Origin of the sequence: Hydrotalea sp., from assembly GCF_049968455.1 — a bacterium.
In the GTDB taxonomy this organism is placed as follows: Bacteria; Bacteroidota; Bacteroidia; order Chitinophagales; family Chitinophagaceae; genus Hydrotalea.
The window spans coordinates 171,963-191,672 of the sequence record NZ_JBMFQT010000006.1 but is presented as its reverse complement, the minus strand read 5'-3'; the positions used below and the strand labels follow the sequence as shown (position 1 = coordinate 191,672).

Here is a 19,710-nt window from a genome sequence, read left to right as displayed (position 1 = left end):
GCTAAATTCGTACTCTATTAAAACAGGCGGGTAATTCAAGTTTTAAAAACTACCTGCTGATGGTTTTCTATCTATTTTCTCACTGCTAATTAAAAAGTAACCATGTTAACCTTAATTATTTTGGTAATTGTAATTGTGGTTTTGCTTGTTCAATTTTTATTGTTCAGCAAAATTGGCGGTCAAAAAAATAATGAAGCATTGAATGAGATAAAACTTTTACTAAATCAATGGCTTATTACCGTAAAGGATATTGAAAAAAATTTGAAAGAAGAATTTGTCATTAATCGTAAAGAAAATGCTGAAGCATCGGCTGCATTACGCACTGAAACTAATTTACAGTTGAACAATTTTGCACAAACCATTACATTACAATTAACCCAACTTTCTAATGCAAACGAAGAAAAACTAAATGCCATTCGGGTTACGCTTGAAAACTCTTTCAATAATTTTCAGCAACGTATTGATGCAAATGGCCAAGCTGGTATTACTGCATTGCAGCAAAATTTAGCTTTATTTCAAACCAACTTAAATGAGGCTTTAAAGGAATACAAAAACCGAATGTTGGAACAGTTTTCCTTGTTTGAAAACAATATTCAAAACCAGCATGCAGGCAATACTGAAAAAATGCGTGAACTGAAACAAGCCCTTGAAACTTCTGTAAAAAATTTACAAGAAGGAAACGAAAAGAAACTGGAAGAAATGCGAAAAACCGTGGATGAAAAATTAAATGATACCCTAGAAAAACGATTAGGTGAATCGTTTAAATTGGTAAGTGATCGGCTCGAAGCAGTGCATAAGGGCTTGGGTGAAATGCAAACATTAGCCACAAGTGTAGGCGACTTAAAAAAAGTAATGACCAATGTGAAGCAACGAGGTGTATTAGGTGAGTATCAATTACAAAATATTATTGAAGATTTATTAACCACAGAACAATATGAGCGAAATGTAAAAACCAAACCCGGCAGTGGTGCGCTGGTTGAATTTGCAATTAAAATGCCACATGGCCGTAATTTTGAAAAAATTGTTTGGTTACCCATCGATTCAAAATTTCCGAAGGAAGATTATGAGGCTTTAACAGATGCTTATGAGAAGGGGGATGCGGAAAAAATTGAGGAAAGCCGAAAATCATTTATTAATGCTATTAAACGCAGTGCAAAAGAAATCAAAGAAAAATATATTGATCCACCAAATACTACCGAATATGGAATTATGTTTTTGCCATTTGAAAGTTTGTTTGGTGAAGTATTACGTGTACCCGGCTTATTTGAGTTATTGCAAAAAGAATATAAAATAACCATTACAGGGCCAACAACACTTAGCGCCTTGTTGAACAGTTTACAAATGGGTTTTAGAACATTGGCTATTGAAAAAAGAAGCAGTGAGGTTTGGGATTTATTAGGTGCGGTTAAAACTGATTTTAAACAATTTGGTGATGTGTTAGCTAAAACCAAAAAGAAATTAATTGAAGCAACTGATGTAATTGACAAATCGGAAGTTAGAACCAGGGCTATTGAAAGAAAGTTGCGTAACGTAGAGGCATTGCCGGCCAATCAGGCAAATGCCATTTTAGATGCACCCGCTTTAAACGATAATGACACGAATGATAATGTGGAAGAAAATGCGGAATAATAGAAGTAGTTCATTCATAAAAAAACCCGTACGAACAGGTACGGGTTTAACTTCATCATTAGGCATAGGATTTATCGATTCATGCTGGCTAAAAACTCTTCGTTGTTTTTAGTGCCACGCATTCTTTTTAGTAATTCTGTCATTGCTTCTTCGGTATTCATGTCATTTAAGAATAGGCGAAGAATATTCATACGTTGTAAAGTTTCCTTATCTAATAATAAATCATCGCGGCGCGTAGATGAGCCTACTAAATCAATAGCCGGATAAATACGGCGGTTGGCCAGTTTTCGGTCTAATACCAATTCCATATTACCGGTTCCTTTAAATTCTTCAAAAATTACTTCATCCATTTTACTGCCGGTATCAATAAGGGCAGTAGCTAAAATGGTTAATGAACCGCCATGCTCAATTTTACGAGCAGCTCCAAAAAATTGCTTCGGTTTTTGCATGGCGTTTGCTTCAACACCACCACTTAATACTTTACCGCTCGAGGGGGCAACGGTGTTATGTGCACGAGCTAAACGGGTAATACTATCTAATAATATAACAACATCATGCCCACATTCAACCAAACGTTTGGCTTTTTGTAAAGCAATGGTTGAAACTTTTACATGCTTTTCAGCAGGTTCATCAAAGGTAGAAGCAATTACTTCTGCTTTAACACTGCGTTCCATATCGGTAACCTCTTCTGGTCGCTCATCAATTAAAACCACCATTAAATAGCATTCCGGATGGTTGGCTGCTATAGCATTTGCCACGGCTTTCAATAACATGGTTTTACCAACTTTGGGTTGGGCTACAATTAATCCGCGTTGTCCTTTACCAATGGGTGTAAATAAATCCATGATGCGGGTGCTAAAATCGTTGGGATTGGTAAACAGGTTTAGTTTTTCGTATGGGAAAAGTGGCGTTAAATAATCAAAAGGTACACGGTCGCGTACTTCATCGGGGCGTTTACCATTAATGGCATCTACTTTTAATAAAGCAAAGTATTTCTCTCCTTCTTTGGGTGGGCGGACAGCGCCGGTAACAGTATCGCCCGTTTTTAAACCAAATAATTTTATTTGTGAAGGCGAAACGTACACATCATCGGGTGAACTTAAATAGTTGTAATCGCTACTTCTTAAAAAGCCATATCCATCGGGCATCATTTCTAAAACACCTTCGCCATTAATAACCCCATCAAATTCTATATTAAAAATAGGTTGGCGTTGAGGTTTAGGTTGTGGAGTAATAGGCTCAACGGGTAAAATGGTAGCCTCTTCCTGAGGTTCTTTTATTAATGAGCCGGTTTCACTTTCTAAATCAGCAATTTCAGGTGTATTGGTTTCTGTTTTGGATGTATGGTGGTGCTCTCTTCCGGATTTCTTTTCTTTTTCACGAGCAGCTTTTTCTTTTTCCTCAGTAGCTTTTAACATTTGTTGGGCCAGTAAAGCAGTTTTTTCATCCAAACTGGTTGGAATTAGTTCCATTTGTTCGGCTACGGGTTCCTCTGCTGTTTTTTTAGGTTTGCGATGACGTAAGTTAGGGCGTTCTGTTTCTTTTTTATGATGAGTATTTGCTTCAGCATCTAACTCAGGTTCATCTTGCATAACAATAGCTTCTTCCGTACTATTACCGGTAGTAGTTTTCACAGTAACTGCTTTTTTGGTGCGTGCCGAAACTTTTTTTATTCCTTTTTTTTCTTGCTTTTCACTGGCTTCAACAGCCTGACTATCCAGGATTTTATAAATTAATTCCTGCTTGTCTAATTTTTTTGCGTTGCTAATTTTTAGGTTTTCGGCAATGTCCAGTAATTCTGGAACTAGCATGTCGTTCAGTTGTAAGATGTCGTACATAGAATGTGTTAAATAGAAAAATGTTTCTTTGGCGTTCTCAATCTCTTTTTAATAATGTAATGAAACTTGAAAATGATTGGTAAAAGTGGAAAAGAGATAAACTGATATGTCTGCGGGATTGAAATTCGTGTCAAACCAGTTTGTTTCCGATGCAATGTTACTGTAAAAACTTCAAAACCACGAAAAATTTCTTTAAAAACCACATAAATTTACTGCATTTTCAGTAAAAACAATGTCTTTTTAAGCCAATGTCAACCACAAACGGGTAACCATGCCCATTATTACTGTATTTTTGCTACCCCTTATTACGTTATCAATTAAAACTTTAAAAGCGGCCAAATGTTCAATCAGCGCACAAAAATTAAAGCTTTGTTACAAACAACACCCATTGATGCCAAGGTTACGGTAATGGGTTGGGTACGAACCTTTAGAAATAATCAATTTATTGCATTAAATGATGGTAGTACCCATCTTAACTTACAAATTGTTGTGCCTTTGGGTATGTTAGCGGATGATATTCTAAAACGTATTACTACCGGTGCTTCCTTAAAAATTGCAGGAACCATTGCAAAAAGTGTGGGAAAAGGACAAACAATTGAATTATTGGCTGAAAATGTGGAAATATTAGGCGATTGTGATGCAGAAAAATATCCGCTACAACCCAAAAAACATAGTCTGGAATTTTTACGTGAAATAGCACACCTGCGTTTTAGAACCAATACATTTGGTGCTGTTTTTAGAATTCGCCACGCTTTAGCCTTTGCCATACACCAGTTTTTTAATGAACGTGGGTTTATTTATTTACATACCCCCATTATTACAGCCAGCGATGCAGAAGGTGCCGGTGAAATGTTTAGGGTTACTACATTAACATTTGATGGTACGCCAAGAAACGAAGATGGTTCAGTAAATTTTAAAGAAGATTTTTTTGGGAAATCGACCAATTTAACGGTGAGTGGCCAATTGGAGGGCGAATTGGGCGCTATGGCTTTTAGTGAAATTTACACATTCGGGCCAACCTTCCGCGCAGAAAATTCAAATACAACTCGCCATTTAGCCGAGTTTTGGATGATTGAACCAGAAATGGCTTTTTGTGATTTAGAAGACAACATGAATTTAGCCGAAGAGTTCATTCAATACATTATACAATATGTAATGAAAAACAATGCCGATGATTTGGCATTTTTAGACCAACGTTTGGCGGAAGAAGAAAAACAGAAGCCGGCCAATGAGCGCAGTGAAATGGGTTTGATTGAAAAGTTGAATTTTGTAGTAAACAACCGGTTTGAGCGAATAACTTATACTGAAGCCATACAAATTTTGTTGGATAGCCCTGCATACAAAAAGAAAAAATTTAAATATGAAGTAAGCTGGGGTATTGATATGCAAAGCGAGCACGAACGTTATTTGGTAGAAAAGCATTTTAAAAAGCCGGTAATTGTAACCAATTATCCTGCTGATATTAAGGCATTCTACATGCGCCTAAATGATGGTTGTGAACCCGGTAAACAAACCGTTGCTGCTATGGATATTTTAGCACCGGGAATCGGTGAAATTGTTGGTGGATCACAAAGGGAAGAACGTTTAGAAAAATTGCTGCAACGTATGGAAAACATGCACATACCGGTTGAAGAGATGAATTGGTATTTAGATACTCGCCGTTTTGGTACTGTGCCACATGCCGGATTTGGATTAGGTTTTGAAAGAATGGTACAATTTGTTACCGGTATGACCAACATTCGTGATGTAATCCCTTTTGCACGCACACCTAAAAACTGTAATTTCTAATTTTCATCATAAAGGGCATAAGTGATATAGTAAAAAAGTAAAATTTAAAATATTTTTTAGCCAAACTTGCCAGAAAATAACTGTACTTCCCTATATTTGCTGCCCCGAATGGAAAAGGATGGTGCGGTAGCTCAGTCGGTAGAGCAAAGGACTGAAAATCCTTGTGTCGGCGGTTCGATCCCGCCCCACACCACCACTAAAAACGGATGTTATAAAATAACATCCGTTTTTTTATGCAATAAAAACTATTTCATTCCTGATTTTTGGTGTAGGCTTTCCCTCAATAAATACAACTGTGTATTGCATTGATTTGTGCTGAAGATAGAATGAGTGACAAAATGGCATTCCGGTATAAACTTAGTTGAGTTGCTGTAAAAAATCTTTCGCCCAATAATCAATATCGTAGTAGCTTACCTGTTCATACAATCGTTGCAAGCGCATTTTTGCATCTTCTTCATTCATTGATAAGGCTTGCACTAAACCTTCTTTTAAAGAAAGCCCATCGTACGGATTGGTATGAATGGCATAAGGCAGTTCAACAGCAGCTCCAGCAAATTCGCTTAAAACAAGCACTCCCCTTGCATTTGGCATTTCGCCCTGAACTGCAATGTATTCTTTGGCTACCAAATTCAATCCATCACGTAAAGGCGTTATCCAAGCAATATCAGCAGCTGCATAATAAGATATAATCTCTTCAAAAGGAAACGAACGGAAAAACAAACGAATAGGTACCCAATGCATATTTGCATAACGCCCATTTATTCTGCCAACAGCTTGCTCTAAATCGTGCTGCGTTTTTTCATAAATTTTCATTCCTTGCGCCGGTGGCGTGCAAATATTTACCAGCTCAACTTTGCCATGATATTCCGGATAATCATTTAAAAATTGTTCATACGCCATTACCTTTTCCAATGGGCCTTTTACATAATCCAATCTTTCAACACTTATTATCATTTTTTTATTTGCAAATAATTGTTTTATGTCAGCAATTTGTTTTTGAGTTTCTGCTTGCTGCATAAGTGTTTTAATATATTGCACATTAATGCCCACGGGGTTGGCACCTAATTTTACTTTGTTTTGACCGGTATCAATTAACGTAGTCATTTGTTGCACACCCAATGCAGAGCTATAAGTTAAATAGCGTGGAGCACAATTTACTTTTTCTAATTCCTTTACTGGAAATAAGCTTTTGGCAACATCCACAAAATTTTCAACATAGCGGGGAATGTGAAAGCCAATGTAATTACACTGCAATAAACTACCAATAATTTCGCCACGCCATGGTAAAATATTGAACGAGTTGGCAGAAGGGAAGGCTGTATGGTGGAAAAAGGCAATAGTAACATCGGGCCTTAATTCACGCAAAAAGCCCGGTACTAACCATAAGTTATAATCGTGAATCCAAACAATAGCATTATAGTCGGCCTGCTCAGCAGCTTTTTGAGCAAATAATTTGTTGATGTTTACATAATGGTCCCAATGATGATGATTGAATTTAGCTCTATCAATAAATGAAAAAATGGTAGGCCAAAACGCTTCTTTGGAAAATAGCTTGTAAAAAATTTCAATTTCTTTTTTCGTAAGTCCAATTCTGGCAGCCATTAAGTTGGGATATTTTTCTTTGTCAATGTAAATATTGCGTAAAGGAGCATTGTTTTTATTGACCTCTTCCCATGCTATCCACACACCAGATCGACCATTTGCAAAAAAACCTTGAAGTGTTGGTAAAATACCATTAGGGCTTTTCGGTGGTATATTTTGTTTTTCACCATTTACTTCAATTGTTTCATAAGGGAAGCGATGGTACAACATCAATAATTGAGGAACATTATTGCTTTCCTTATGAATGGAAATTTCATCTAATATTTCTATTTCTGCTTTTAGATTATCAAAATGTTCAATGGCTTCAATAATGCCTCCGGCTCCTTCATTTTTGGCAATATAAATATGATGTTTGTTTGCAACCTCTTTTTTAAGTGCAACTTCGGCATTTCCAACAACAACACCTTTAAAGTCACATTTGTACATAGATAAATCGTTTAATGTGTCGCCTGCAACTAAAACATTGTCAGTATTTTCATTTAGGTGCTTTATTAATTTGGTAAGTGTACTTCCTTTATTAATACCTTTTGGCAAAACATCTAAATATTTGCCTGCAGAGTGTAACACGTTACATCCTAGTTGTTCAGCTAATGTTGAAAGTTGTTCTAATAAATTTTCATCGTCTAAATAAAACGAACAACGTCTTTGTTGCGGAACTTCCTGATATTGTAGGTTGGGTATGTTTTTAAAAGTTTCTAATATTTTTAATTCGCCCGGCCATATTTGTTCAATAGAATTTTGAATAGCTTCAATTGGTTCTAACGTATATCCATTTACGATAGTAGCACCCACATCACAAATAATGAAATCAGGATTAGGAATAATGGGATCATTTAATAATGGTATAACAGTTTCCAAACCTCTTCCGGTTACAAAAACAAGTTTTACGGTTTTGTTTTTTCGGATAAGGCGATATAATTTTTGTTTATCAATACTTTTTCCGCCTAAGAAAGTCCCATCTAAATCAGTTGCTAAAATCATGGTTAATTTAATTTTATTGAAGTTGTTGTTCTAATAATTTCATTTCATAGTATGGGTTAGCATGGGCGTGTAAAATTCTGTATACACTATTAATAACGGGTATGTTTAAGCGAGGCGATTGCAAAATGCTGTTTAATTCTTTCGAGGCATAATAACCCTCAGTTACCATCTCCATCATTTGTAAAGCTTTACGTACCTGAATGCCTCTTCCTACTAATTTTCCCAGTGTTCTGTTGCGGCTATAGTCGGAATAGGCAGTAGCTAATAAATCGCCGAAATAAACAGAGTCAAAAAAATTGCGTTGCTGTGGCGCTAGTTTGTTTACTATTTGCTGTACCTCACGCATGGCATTGCTGGTAAGTACAGCTTTAAAATTATCGCCATATTGTAAACTATCGGCAATGCCATTAGCAATAGCAATAATATTTTTTAAAATTGCAACATATTCTACACCCACGGCATCATTGTTCAAAATGGTTTTGATGTATGGACATAGAATATTTTTTTGTAATTTTGTAAGGTTACTTTCATTATAGCCAGATAAAGTAACGTATGTGTATTTGTGTAAAGCAATTTCTTCTGCATGGCAAGGACCACTTAATACAATATAATCATTGCTTAAGTGTAAAGTATCAGTAATATATTGGCCGGGAATTTTTCCGGTGCCCGGAATAAATCCTTTTATTGATACAATTATTTGTGCCTGTTGCAGCCATTCGTTTTTTAGCTGTTGAACAGTGGTTTGAACATAAGCAGCGGGAACAGCAAAAATAACCCAGTTGGCCTGCAACAAAGCATCAGCCGGTTGTGTGGTGGGTTGAATGAAATTGAGGTCTAATTCGACCTGACTAAGGTAACGCGGATTTCTTTTATTGTTAACAATATAATCGGCTTGCTTTTTATTCCGAACCAGCCATGATACCTTGTTTCCGCTTTCTGAAAAAATTTTAACAAGTGCTGTTGCCCAACTGCCGCTTCCAATTACGGCAATTTTTTCTGGCATTACTTAATAAATTATTAAAATGCTCTATAAGATTTTGTAAAGTTAGCCTATTTACATTTAAGTGAAAATTAGAATTAAATTAGAATTAAAATTTGAACTGATAGCAAGCACACTTATCGGGCATTTTGAAATGGACCATTTAAACAAACAATTGAATAAGAAGCACACCTATTAAACCTAATACAGAAACTATTGTTTCCATAACTGACCATGATTTAAAGGTGTTTTTGATACTAACATTGAAGTACTCTTTGAACATCCAAAATCCGGGATCGTTTACATGCGAAAAAAATAAGCTTCCTGCACCAATGGAAAGCACCATCAAATTACTATTTACACCGTTGGCATTAATGTAAGGTAGTAAAATGCCTGCAGTGGTTAATCCTGCTACTGTTGATGAACCCACACATACTCTTATTAATGCAGCAATGAGCCATCCTAATATTAACGGATGTATAGAAGTTCCTTCTAACGCATGTGCAATTTGGTTGCTTACGCCACTTTGCGTTAAAATTTCTTTTAATGCACCTGCTCCACCAATAATTAATAAAATCATTACAACATCTTTTACTGCATCACTATATCTGTTCATCACCATCTTCATACTTTCTCTATTAGGGCTTGTTAGTAAAAAAGTTGCAGTAATTAATGCAATTAATAATGCTACTGAAGGGTTGCCTACAAATGCCGAAAGCTGATATAGCCATTGAGTATTGTTGCTAAATGTTTGAATAAGGGTAGACAGGCCGATTAATATAACAGGAATTAAAGGAACAAAGAAACTAACGAAAACACCGGGTAATTTTTCTGTTGGAATTAGTTCAATTTGAAATGCTTTTAATGGTGTGGCATTAATATTTTTCAAAGTATGGGAGAATATAGGACCCGCAATAATAACAGCAGGAATAGCAATAATTAAACCAAATAATAATGTTATGCCCATGTTGGCATGAAATAAAGCAACAAGCGCAGAGGGTGATGGGTGCGGAGGTAAAAAACCATGCGTTACCGATAATGCAGCGAGTAACGGCAAACCCGTTGCAACTGCCGGAAGCTGATAACGAAAGGTTACAGAAAATATTAAAGGAACCATTAACACAAAGCCCACACCGTAAAAAAGTGGAATGCCTACTACAAAACCTGTTAATGTTAAGGCCCATGCAATATATTTTTTACCAAAGGTCTGAACCAATGTTTGCGCAATTTGTTGTGCTGCGCCACTTGCTGCCACTTGTTTTCCTAACATAGCACCTAATGCAATAATGATAACTAATGAACCCAATATGTCGCCCATGCCTTTTTCAATGGAGCTGATAATGGTTTGTGCCGGTAATTGTAAGGCTACTCCAGCTAACAAACAAACAATGAGAAACGCCAAAAACGCATTTACTTTAGCCCAGCTTATAAGAAGTATTAAGATCAATATGGCAATGGCAACAATAATTAGCGACATATATGTTTGTTATTTCATGAGGAAAACCAAGGTAAAAATTTTTCTTCTTGAATTTTTAGTAGTTGTGGTGGCTTTTCGTTTAACGTTTCACCATTCATTACTTTTTCATATTTCAGTAGGTAAGCATCTGTCATTTTTTCTGCATTAAATACATCACGAGCATATTCATAACATCTTTTGCGACTGTATGCAGTGCTATTAACAATGGCGTTGGCCAATTCATTGGCATGTGTACTTAAAAAACCAACATCCGACTGAACAATTTCAGGCAATGAGCCGTAAGGTGTACCAAAAACAGGACAACCAAAATATAAACTTTCTGTTATGGCAATACCAAAAGGTTCATGCCAACGAACGGGGAATACCAGGCCTTTGGAAGTGTTTAGTAAGCTTAATTTTTTTTCACCGCCAACCATACCATAAAAATGAATGCGTTTGCTGGGTGTATAACGAAAGCCCATTCTGAAATTTAAACGGTTGCCTCCCAATACCATTAATTCTTCGTTGGGTGTGCGTAATATTGATTGAATGGCGCCTTTTACATTTTTGATGCGCCAGGATGCATCACCTAGAAAATGAAAGCGACTTCTTTCATTGTTTAAATCCGGCTTGCCATAATCATCCCAATCCATGCCGTTGTATACATAGGATGAAGAACCAAAACGTGCTGCATGGTTTTGTGATACAAAAACAGTGTTTATGTCAAGTGCTGTGTTATCATTAACGTTGCCATGCATGGTGAAGATGTATGGCTTATCAATTTTTTCTCTTGGTAACATGTTAAAATGAACTACATCTGCTGAAGATGGAATTTGTTCATTAAACTGTTTCTGTGGGTCGTAAATAATAACATTGCCAAAGGTGCATGAAGAATCTTTGGGTACAAGAAAACTCACTTTATGACCCCTTTGTGTCAATACTTTACCAAGGTACCAAATAACCCTTTCAATGCCACCATATTTTAGCACTGGAATTTTTGAGTTATGAACAATAACTACATGCATATAAAGGGGTTGTATAAAAAATTAAAAATAAAGATAAAATGCAGTAATGAATGCATTGAACAAAAATAAATGGACAGGATATAGCAAGAATGTAAAATGTTTATTGATAAAATTCTAAAGTTTATATTGCAATGGTATTAATACAGCAATTTGAAAAGTGTAAAAACTCCGGTGAGTAATATTAAAAAAAGCACTATTTTTTTAAATAATGATTCCGATACGTACTGCAAAATTTTTTTTCCGATAAAGGTACCGGCAATGCTCACCAATAATAATATGGGAATTAAATATAAATCGTGCGCATGTACAAAGCCGTTATGCCAATAAACAAAACTTCTTGATGCATCAATAGCTAAATCAACAACAGCAGATGTGGCAATGAAGACTTCTGTTTTTAATTGAAAGGCACTAAATACAAGCGCTCTGATGGCACCACCGGTTCCAACTAATCCGGCAATAAAACCTGATAGTGTACCACCGGTTATGGCATTTAGTTTGGTTGGCCGAACAAAAATATTGTTGAAGTATAAAAAAACCAGGCTAACGACTATTAAAAATATTGATAAGAAAATTTCTAATATTTTGGTAGCAATAAATTGCGTTAGCCATGCACCTGCCAACACAAATAGTACTGCCGGAATACCCAAATAAATAATCAGCATAACATTAACCCCTTTTCTAAAGAAAGCAATTTTAGATAGGTTGCTGGAAACATGAAATAAAGCAGTTATACCTAGTACAGAATGAAAATCTAAAAAATATGAAGCAATAGGTACAAAAAATAGTGAAGAACCAAAACCTCCTACTGTTCCGGCAATTTCTGCCAATAAGGCGAGTAAAATAAATAAGTATAAATTTTCCAACTAAGTATTTTATGAAATTGTACTTTGTTTATTTCATGAATATCATGTAAGATATAGCTACTTTGCCAACTTTAGTAATTCTTCAAAACTGTAATCTTGTATGATAATATCGGCATGATGGTTTACCAATTCATCTTTTGAACAAAAGGCTACACCAACACCTGCTTCTTTAATCATGCACATATCGTTTAAACTATCGCCAATAGCAATTGTATTTTCTCTTTTAATTTGGTGTTTTTCCAAAATTCCCAACATGGCATTGGTTTTGCATGTGGTGTGTCGGCATAAACTTTCTTTGCGACTAAACCAAAATGATGGAATTTTTACTTCACCGGTGCAAATACTTTTTGAAAATTCTAATTCATTGGCTAAGGAAAAGTGTATGCCTAATTTATTTTTAATATGATTGGTAATACAATCAAAACTATTGGAAACAATACCAATTAAATACCCTCTTTTTTTTAATTCTTGAATAACGCTTTGCGCGTCATTGACAATTGGGATGGCATCTACAATTTTCAACAAATCGGCTAATGATTTTCCTTTTAATAAGGTGGCCATTTTTTTGGTTACAATTAATGGGTCCGTTTCTGTTGCACGTATATCCATTAATTCTTTAGTCATGTTATGTACTGATGCATAGGTATCAATAAATCGGCCACGTAAAAGTGTATTATCCATGTCAAAAACAACTAATTTATTAGTTACCGGAATGTTTTCGGTTAAAGCAAATTCCATTTGCATTCGTATTTCATTCATTACCGATAATTCTTCTAAATTATAATGTGCATTTTTTGAGGTGGCTGCTTTTAAAATAATAGTTTGTGCTACTTCCTTACTCATTCTTCCTAAGGCATGCCAGGGTTTACTTTTATTTTCAATGTAACCAATTTCCACTTCTTTCATACGAACATTCATTAAATACATATCTATTAATATGCCAATATCAACTCCGTAGTCGTCTCTAAAATCTATTTGTTGGAATACTGATTTTTTTCCGGCAATCATGCCACTTAATGGCTGGCTAAAGCGCATTAATTCTGGGAAAAAAATACTTAATAGTGGTTTGGCTACTAATTCTGTTACTCTTCCTGCATTGCGGTTAAAGGATGATTTAGTAAAATCAACTTCGTTTTGCAAAATGGGTTGTGTAAGTAATGGAATAGTGAAATGTGGGTATGGATCAATATCTCCATCTAAAAACAAAATCACATCGTTGGTTGCACATAAGACACCATCTTTCATGGAGGCCCCTTTACCCAATTTGGTACTGGTAATTACTTTTGCCCCTGCTTTTTGAGCTAATATAACAGTGTTGTCAGTCGATTTGTCATCAACAACAATTACTTCTGAAACTAATTTGTCTGATTGTGCAAAATTTACAACCGCAGTTATATTTTCGGCTTCATTCAGTGTAGGTATAATTACAGTTACCATAACAAAGCTTTTAAGGGTGAATAAAAAAACTATAAGTCAGGCTTTGTGGATATGGTGGGGTAAGTTATGAATTAAAAATCAATTAATTTGATTAAAACAAAAAAATTGAAAAGAAAAGCCCCTTTGATAAGGTTAAATCAAAGAGGCATGAAGTTGATGGTAAAATTTTTTACAAGTATTTATCGCCTTTGTTACGTTTGATTTCAGCAACGTATTCTTTAATGGCTTGTTCTTTGTCTTTTTTGCAAATTAGCAATACATCATTGGTGTCAACAATAATGCAATCATCAATGCCTTGTACAACCACTAGTTTATCTTGTTCTGCACTAATCATGCATTTAGTGGCATCAATTATAATAATATTTTCGCTAGCTACAGCGTTACCTAAATAATCTTTGTCTAAATTTTCATAAGCGCTGTTCCATGTGCCCAAATCACTCCAACCAAATGCTGCCGGTAATACATACACATTATCTGCTTTTTCCATAATGGCAAAATCTATTGAAATATTGGTGCAAAGCGGATAAATGCGGTTGAGTGCATTATTTTCTTCTGGTGTATTAAATTGTTGTTTTTCTGCATCAAACAATTCATACATTTCGGGTTGGTATTTTTCAAAAGCTTCTAAAATACCGCTCACTTTCCAAACAAAAATTCCGGCATTCCATAAAAAATCGCCACTGCTTAAAAAGGTTTTAGCCAATTCAAGATTAGGCTTTTCTGTAAATGTTTTTACTTTATAAATGCCCGGTTTAAACTCCTGTACTTCATGTTGAATATACCCATAGCCAGTATTGGGATAGGTGGGTTTGATACCCAAGGTTAATAATGCTTTATGATCCGATACAAATTTTAGTGCTTTTAAAGCTATTTGTTGAAAAGTATTACTATCTAAAATCATATGGTCGCTTGGTGCAACAATTAAAGCGGCATTAGGATTTTCTTTTTGTAGCTTAAAAGCCATATAAGCAATACAAGGGGCTGTATTTTTCCTGCTGGGTTCTGCTAATATATTGGCTTCATTTAATTGTGGCAATTGCACCTTTACAATGGAAGTGTATTCGTTAGAGGTTACAACAAAAATATTTTCTGCCGGAATAAAATTGGCAAAACGTTCATATGTCCATTGAATTAAAGTTTTGCCGGTATTTAAAATATCTAAAAATTGCTTCGGGTAAGCAGTTCTGCTTTTAGGCCAGAAGCGGCTGCCAATTCCGCCGGCCATAATAGCTACATAGTAATTTTTATTCACTATCAAAAAGTTTGTGTGGTTAAATAATGCCTTCACGAATTAAGTCGTGCAAATGTATAATGCCAAGGTATTGGTTGTTTTCGGCCACTACCAGTTGGCTAATATCGTATTTTTTTAATACTTCCAAAGCTTCTACGGCTAATGCTTGTGGTACAATGGTTTTGGGGTTGGGGGTAAAAATATCCGCTGCCGTAATGTTGGTTAATACATCAGTTTTGTTTAACAGTCTGCGTAAATCGCCATCCGTTATAATGCCGCATAAATTATTATTGTTCTCAACCACTGCGGTAACGCCAAGTCTATTCTGTGTAATTTCCACAATTACTTCTTTTAATGAAGCATTAGGCATTACTTTAGGAATAGAGTTATGCACGTACAAATCGGCAACTTTTAAGTAAAGACGTTTGCCCAAATTGCCGCCGGGGTGGTATTTGGCAAAATCTTTTCCATCAAATCCATTTAAAGTCATTAAGGCAATAGCCAATGCATCGCCCATTACCATTTGCGCTGTGGTACTGGTTGTAGGTGCTAAATTATTAGGGCAGGCTTCCTTTTCAACTGTACAGGCAATTACAAATTGTGCGGATTGTGCTAAAAAACTTTGGGTATTACCTACCAAAGCAATAATTGGATTTCCTAGTTGCTGAATAAAAGGCACCAATACTTTAATTTCAGGACTTTCACCACTTTTACTAATAACCATAACCAAATCATCTTGCTGCACCATGCCTAAGTCGCCATGAATGGCATCGGCAGCATGCATAAATAAGGCGGGGGTACCCGTTGAGTTAAGGGTAGCAACAATTTTTTGACCTACAATAGCACTTTTTCCAATACCGGTAACTACCAGCCTTCCTTTGGCATTATAAATAGCCTGAATGGCAGCTGCAAACTGTTCATTAACAAAGCCGGTTAATTGCTGAATAGCGGCAGCTTCAATGGCTATGGTTTCTTTTGCTTTTTCAGTAATTTGATGGTTCATGCAGCGCAAAGGTAAACTTTAACAACAAACTCTTGCGTTTCCCCTTCTGCTTTATTAACTTCGCCCACCTTTTTACAAAACAATTTTTTCCCAATAAAATTTAACCTGCTTATTCAGAAAAAAGTTGTAATTTAATCGATGCAGAAATTTAAAAATATAGAATAAATTATTTCCATACATGGCAACGACAAAGAAAAAAAATGAGGCTACAGCAACTGCCAAAAAACCTGTAAAATCCAAATCATCTGCTTCAACCACTAAAACAGAAAGCAATAATATCTTCTCTTTATCCCAATTACAAGAGGCTTTGCAAGAGCATTTTGGGTTTTCGGAATTTAAAGGAACCCAACTTAAAGCCATACAAAGTTTGTTAAGTGGCAAAGATACTTTTGTCATTATGCCCACCGGTGGTGGAAAAAGCCTTTGCTATCAATTACCTGCTTTAATACAACCCGGATGTGCCATAGTAGTATCGCCCCTAATTGCATTAATGAAAAATCAGGTTGATTTAGTAAGGGGTTACAGTGAAAAGGATCATGTGGCGCATTTCCTTAACTCATCCCTAAATAAAGGTCAAATAAAAGCGGTTAAAGAAGATTTGTTGGCCGGAAAGACAAAATTGTTGTACGTAGCGCCCGAAACGCTTACTAAGCAAGAGCATATTGATTTCTTTTCCGATTTGCAAATTTCATTTTTTGCAGTAGATGAAGCGCATTGTATTTCGGAATGGGGGCATGATTTTAGACCGGAATATAGGCGGTTACGCGAAATGATGGATGCTATTAATGCTAATGTGCCTGTTATTGCATTAACTGCAACTGCAACCCCAAAAGTGCAAAGTGATATTGTAAAAAACTTGGGCTTGCGTGAACCCAATATTTTTCTGTCATCATTCAACCGTTCCAACCTATATTATGAAGTGGTACCCAAAATTAGTAAGGAGCAAACCATTAAAAGCATTGTAAAATTTATTACCAGCCACAAAGGGAAAAGTGGAATTATTTATACCCTAAACCGAAAAACAACTGAAGAATTAGCAGAATTATTAGTGGCCAATAACATAAAAGCGGTAGCCTACCATGCAGGGTTAGACCAAAAGTTGAGAGCAGAACGTCAAGACAAATTCTTAAATGAAGATGTACAGGTAATTGTTGCAACTATTGCTTTTGGAATGGGTATTGATAAACCCGATATTCGATTTGTCATACATTATAATATACCCAAATCTATTGAAAACTACTATCAGGAAACAGGGCGTGCCGGACGCGATGGTATGGAGGGACTTTGTTTATTGTATTATTCCCATAAAGATGTTTCTAAATTAGAGCATTTAATGCGCGATAAGCCATTGAGTGAACGTGAAGTGGGCGCACAATTAATTGATGAAACAGTGGCCTATGCCGAAAGTAGCGTTTGCCGCCGTAAATTATTGTTGCATTATTTTGGAGAACATTGGCCGGAAGAAAACTGTAATAATTGTGATAATTGTAAACATCCTAAAGAAAAAATTGAAGCTAAGAATAACCTAGTGAAATTATTAAAAGTTATTAAAGCCTTAGATGAACAATTTGCAGCAGATTATATTGTTAATATTTTAATAGGAAAATTGACGCCACAGGTTACCATGTTCCGCCATGAAAATTTAGCGGAATTTGGTATTGGTAAAGAAGAGGATAGTCATTATTGGAACAGCCTAATTCGTCAAGCTTTATTGGAAAATGTCATTCGAAAAGACATTGAAGAATACGGATTACTGAAGTTTACAGAGAAAGGGTTACAGTTTTTGAAAAAGCCTGGATCATTTAAAATTGTTTTAAATCGTTTATTTGAAGAAGGAACAGACGATGATGATGATAATGAATCAGCAGGTCAGGCTGGTGCAGCTACCGATAGCGTTTTGTTTGAAATGTTGAAGGATTTAAGGCAGAAAGAAGCCAAGAAGAAAGGATTACCACCTTTCGTAATTTTCTTGGAAAATTCATTATTAGATATGGCTACACTTTACCCAACTACCCTAACGGAATTAGAAAAATGCCAGGGAGTAAGTAAAGGGAAAGCATTAAAATTTGGAAAACCCTTTGTTGAACTCATTGCAAAATATGTTGAGGATAATGATATTATTAAGCCCGACGATTTTGTGATGAAGAGTGTGGCCAATAAGAATAGCAACAAAATTTATATTATTCAAAATGTTGATAAAAAAATCCCACTTGAAACAATAGCAAAAAATAAAAATTTGCAATTACATGAATTGTTAGAAGAAATGGAAACTATTGCTGCCAGCGGCACTAAATTAAACTTAGATTATGCCATTGACGAGTGGTTAGATGAAGATGACCAGGAAGAAATATTAAATTATTTTAAAGGTTGTGAAACGGCTTCCTTACAAATTGCACAACAAGAATTAAGTGAGTTTGATTTTACCTGGGAACAACTTAAAATTATGCGCATTAAATTTTTAAATGTTTATGGAATGTAATATTCCCTAACGCATTCAAAAATTGATTTGAAAGCAGCTTACATAAAGCTGCTTTTTTTATGATTAATTTTTACATTAAAAAATTGCAATATTTAATAAATATTCAAAAAGGAATGTTAAAAGTCACACTTTTGGATGAAAATTTGTTTTTTCAACTGCATCAACTTCATTTTTTTAGAGTTGTTATTAAACTTAACATTCTTTTTTCTATCCATAAGCAACAGTTTTTTTAAAACTTGTGTCTACAAGAAAAAGTAAAACTCTTTATACATTTTTTTCAATTGGGGGTATGTATCAAAAAATGGCCTTGTTGTTTAGCAGGGCCTATTTTTTTTCCAAAAATGCTTTAGTTCTTTCTGCAACATTTTCACGAATATTCATATAAAAGAAATTAAAGTCGGCAATGTGGTAATTTTTGGTATGTAAAAAAAAGCTGCCAAAGAAATGAGGCTTCTCCATCCAAAGCACATTCTTTTCTATTACTGCATTCACTACATGCGGTATTACTGCATTAAAATTTTTTAGTACGGCACCCTTATTGGCTAATCTGTTTGTATCAGGTTCACTTGCTTTCCAAGTAAGGGGGTTTGTTACAATGGCATTAAAATTTTCTTTTTTTACATAGGCAGGTATATATCCCTCCTTAAAACTTCGCCAACTGCAAATACAGCCGGTTTGTTGGGGAGAATTGCATGCGTTGATGTTTTGAAAACTATGTTCCGGGACGGGCATACCCAAAACATAAGCCACAACCAATTGTTGTTGCAGTGGTTTGCCATCAAAAAAATCTTTTATTAATTGAATAGCATGGGTTGAGCCCTGACTGTGTGAAGCAATTATAATCGGTCGTCCATGATTGTAATGTTGTAAATAAAATTCAAATGCATTTTTTATGTCATTGTAAGCCTGATTAAATGCAGCCAAAGCATGTAAACTATCAGCTTGTGTTTTGGGGAAGTAAGCACTTAAATGTGCTTGTCTGTAGCGCGGTGCGTAAATTCTTCCAATAGCATTAAAAATGCTAGCCTGGTATAAAATGGGACTATAATCGGTTTTAGCATTTAGCAAAGCATTATTAACAGGTGCATTCCAACCAAATGCTTTGGCTTCGTCTGTGTAGGTTGTCGGATGAATAAAAAATATATCGGCCAAAGTATCCGCAAAATAATTACTCCTTAAAGGCTTTGGTACACTATCTGATGGGTTGTGTTTTAATGGAATGGCAGCCCAATTATCTAAATTGCTATAATCCGGAACTTCAGTAGAGCTTATGTTATTGTTTACAGTATAATTTTTTGATAGTCGATAATAGCTGTGGTTACAGGCTATTAAAAAAAGTGCGAATATTAAAATGCTAAACCGCATAAGGTTGTTTTGTTTAAAATTAAATAAATTTCGT

At 35.4% G+C, this 19,710-nt stretch carries 13 protein-coding genes and 1 tRNA gene; 4 read left to right on the top strand and 10 right to left on the bottom strand.

The window, feature by feature from the left end; genetic code table 11:
• Positions 1-102 precede the first annotated feature (102 nt).
• Positions 103-1,629: a DNA recombination protein RmuC gene (rmuC, locus tag ACP5P5_RS06380; RefSeq protein WP_428285273.1), complete on the top strand. Its 1,527-nt coding sequence runs from the start codon at positions 103-105 to the stop codon at positions 1,627-1,629.
• Positions 1,630-1,700: 71 nt separating this feature from the next.
• Here the strand turns inward: rmuC and rho are convergent, their stop codons facing one another.
• Positions 1,701-3,467 carry a transcription termination factor Rho gene (gene rho, locus ACP5P5_RS06375; protein WP_428285272.1) on the bottom strand — a complete coding sequence of 589 codons (1,767 nt, stop codon included), beginning with the start codon at positions 3,465-3,467 and terminating at the stop codon, positions 1,701-1,703.
• 339 nt (positions 3,468-3,806) lie between these two features.
• Here rho and asnS point away from each other — a divergent pair, with 339 nt between their 5' ends.
• Both asnS and ACP5P5_RS06365 read left to right on the top strand, forming a co-directional pair.
• Positions 3,807-5,255 (top strand): asparagine--tRNA ligase, encoded by a 1,449-nt coding sequence (gene asnS / locus ACP5P5_RS06370; RefSeq protein WP_428285271.1) that lies wholly within the window; start codon positions 3,807-3,809, stop codon positions 5,253-5,255.
• A 120-nt stretch (positions 5,256-5,375) separates the two neighbouring features.
• A tRNA-Phe gene (locus tag ACP5P5_RS06365) sits at positions 5,376-5,451 on the top strand.
• Between the two features lie 161 nt (positions 5,452-5,612).
• On the opposite strand, the gene ggpS is transcribed toward ACP5P5_RS06365, so the two are convergent.
• The 8 genes from ggpS to ACP5P5_RS06325 form a co-directional block, all read right to left on the bottom strand.
• Positions 5,613-7,838: a glucosylglycerol-phosphate synthase gene (gene ggpS, locus ACP5P5_RS06360; RefSeq protein ID WP_428285270.1), complete on the bottom strand. Its 2,226-nt coding sequence runs from the start codon at positions 7,836-7,838 to the stop codon at positions 5,613-5,615.
• 13 nt (positions 7,839-7,851) lie between these two features.
• Positions 7,852-8,841 carry an NAD(P)H-dependent glycerol-3-phosphate dehydrogenase gene (locus ACP5P5_RS06355; protein WP_428285269.1) on the bottom strand — a complete coding sequence of 330 codons (990 nt, stop codon included), beginning with the start codon at positions 8,839-8,841 and terminating at the stop codon, positions 7,852-7,854.
• A gap of 139 nt (positions 8,842-8,980) precedes the next feature.
• Positions 8,981-10,294: a gluconate:H+ symporter gene (locus ACP5P5_RS06350; protein ID WP_428285268.1), complete on the bottom strand. Its 1,314-nt coding sequence runs from the start codon at positions 10,292-10,294 to the stop codon at positions 8,981-8,983.
• A gap of 14 nt (positions 10,295-10,308) precedes the next feature.
• Complete coding sequence (locus ACP5P5_RS06345) at positions 10,309-11,298, bottom strand: glycosyltransferase (RefSeq protein ID WP_428285267.1); 990 nt, start codon at positions 11,296-11,298, stop codon at positions 10,309-10,311.
• Between the two features lie 137 nt (positions 11,299-11,435).
• Entirely contained in the window at positions 11,436-12,161 is a 726-nt protein-coding gene (locus ACP5P5_RS06340) for a sulfite exporter TauE/SafE family protein (RefSeq protein ID WP_428285266.1), read from the bottom strand.
• Positions 12,162-12,218: 57 nt separating this feature from the next.
• Positions 12,219-13,598: an HAD-IB family phosphatase gene (locus ACP5P5_RS06335; protein WP_428285265.1), complete on the bottom strand. Its 1,380-nt coding sequence runs from the start codon at positions 13,596-13,598 to the stop codon at positions 12,219-12,221.
• Between the two features lie 169 nt (positions 13,599-13,767).
• Positions 13,768-14,850 carry a mannose-1-phosphate guanylyltransferase gene (locus ACP5P5_RS06330; protein ID WP_428285264.1) on the bottom strand — a complete coding sequence of 361 codons (1,083 nt, stop codon included), beginning with the start codon at positions 14,848-14,850 and terminating at the stop codon, positions 13,768-13,770.
• Positions 14,851-14,869: 19 nt separating this feature from the next.
• A complete protein-coding gene (locus tag ACP5P5_RS06325) occupies positions 14,870-15,832 on the bottom strand; it encodes a KpsF/GutQ family sugar-phosphate isomerase (RefSeq protein ID WP_428285263.1) in 963 nt (320 codons plus the stop codon).
• A gap of 178 nt (positions 15,833-16,010) precedes the next feature.
• Between ACP5P5_RS06325 and recQ the strand changes: the two genes are divergently transcribed.
• On the top strand, positions 16,011-18,311 hold the full coding sequence (gene recQ, locus ACP5P5_RS06320; protein ID WP_428285262.1) for a DNA helicase RecQ: 2,301 nt from the start codon (positions 16,011-16,013) through the stop codon (positions 18,309-18,311).
• A gap of 324 nt (positions 18,312-18,635) precedes the next feature.
• Here recQ and ACP5P5_RS06315 read toward each other — a convergent pair whose 3' ends face one another.
• Positions 18,636-19,676, bottom strand: coding sequence for a DUF3089 domain-containing protein (locus tag ACP5P5_RS06315; protein WP_428285261.1), 1,041 nt, complete (start codon positions 19,674-19,676; stop codon positions 18,636-18,638).
• Between the last annotated feature and the right edge of the window lie 34 nt (positions 19,677-19,710).

What these genes read in the sequence shown, in the direction of transcription:
- rmuC (WP_428285273.1), top strand. Translation starts at nt 103, where the DNA reads ATGTTAACCTTAATTATTTTGGTAATTGTAATTGTGGTTTTGCTTGTT.
- rho (WP_428285272.1), bottom strand. Translation starts at nt 3,467, where the DNA reads ATGTACGACATCTTACAACTGAACGACATGCTAGTTCCAGAATTACTG.
- asnS (WP_428285271.1), top strand. Translation starts at nt 3,807, where the DNA reads ATGTTCAATCAGCGCACAAAAATTAAAGCTTTGTTACAAACAACACCC.
- ggpS (WP_428285270.1), bottom strand. Translation starts at nt 7,838, where the DNA reads ATGATTTTAGCAACTGATTTAGATGGGACTTTCTTAGGCGGAAAAAGT.
- ACP5P5_RS06355 (WP_428285269.1), bottom strand. Translation starts at nt 8,841, where the DNA reads ATGCCAGAAAAAATTGCCGTAATTGGAAGCGGCAGTTGGGCAACAGCA.
- ACP5P5_RS06350 (WP_428285268.1), bottom strand. Translation starts at nt 10,294, where the DNA reads ATGTCGCTAATTATTGTTGCCATTGCCATATTGATCTTAATACTTCTT.
- ACP5P5_RS06345 (WP_428285267.1), bottom strand. Translation starts at nt 11,298, where the DNA reads ATGCATGTAGTTATTGTTCATAACTCAAAAATTCCAGTGCTAAAATAT.
- ACP5P5_RS06335 (WP_428285265.1), bottom strand. Translation starts at nt 13,598, where the DNA reads ATGGTAACTGTAATTATACCTACACTGAATGAAGCCGAAAATATAACT.
- ACP5P5_RS06325 (WP_428285263.1), bottom strand. Translation starts at nt 15,832, where the DNA reads ATGAACCATCAAATTACTGAAAAAGCAAAAGAAACCATAGCCATTGAA.
- recQ (WP_428285262.1), top strand. Translation starts at nt 16,011, where the DNA reads ATGGCAACGACAAAGAAAAAAAATGAGGCTACAGCAACTGCCAAAAAA.
- ACP5P5_RS06315 (WP_428285261.1), bottom strand. Translation starts at nt 19,676, where the DNA reads ATGCGGTTTAGCATTTTAATATTCGCACTTTTTTTAATAGCCTGTAAC.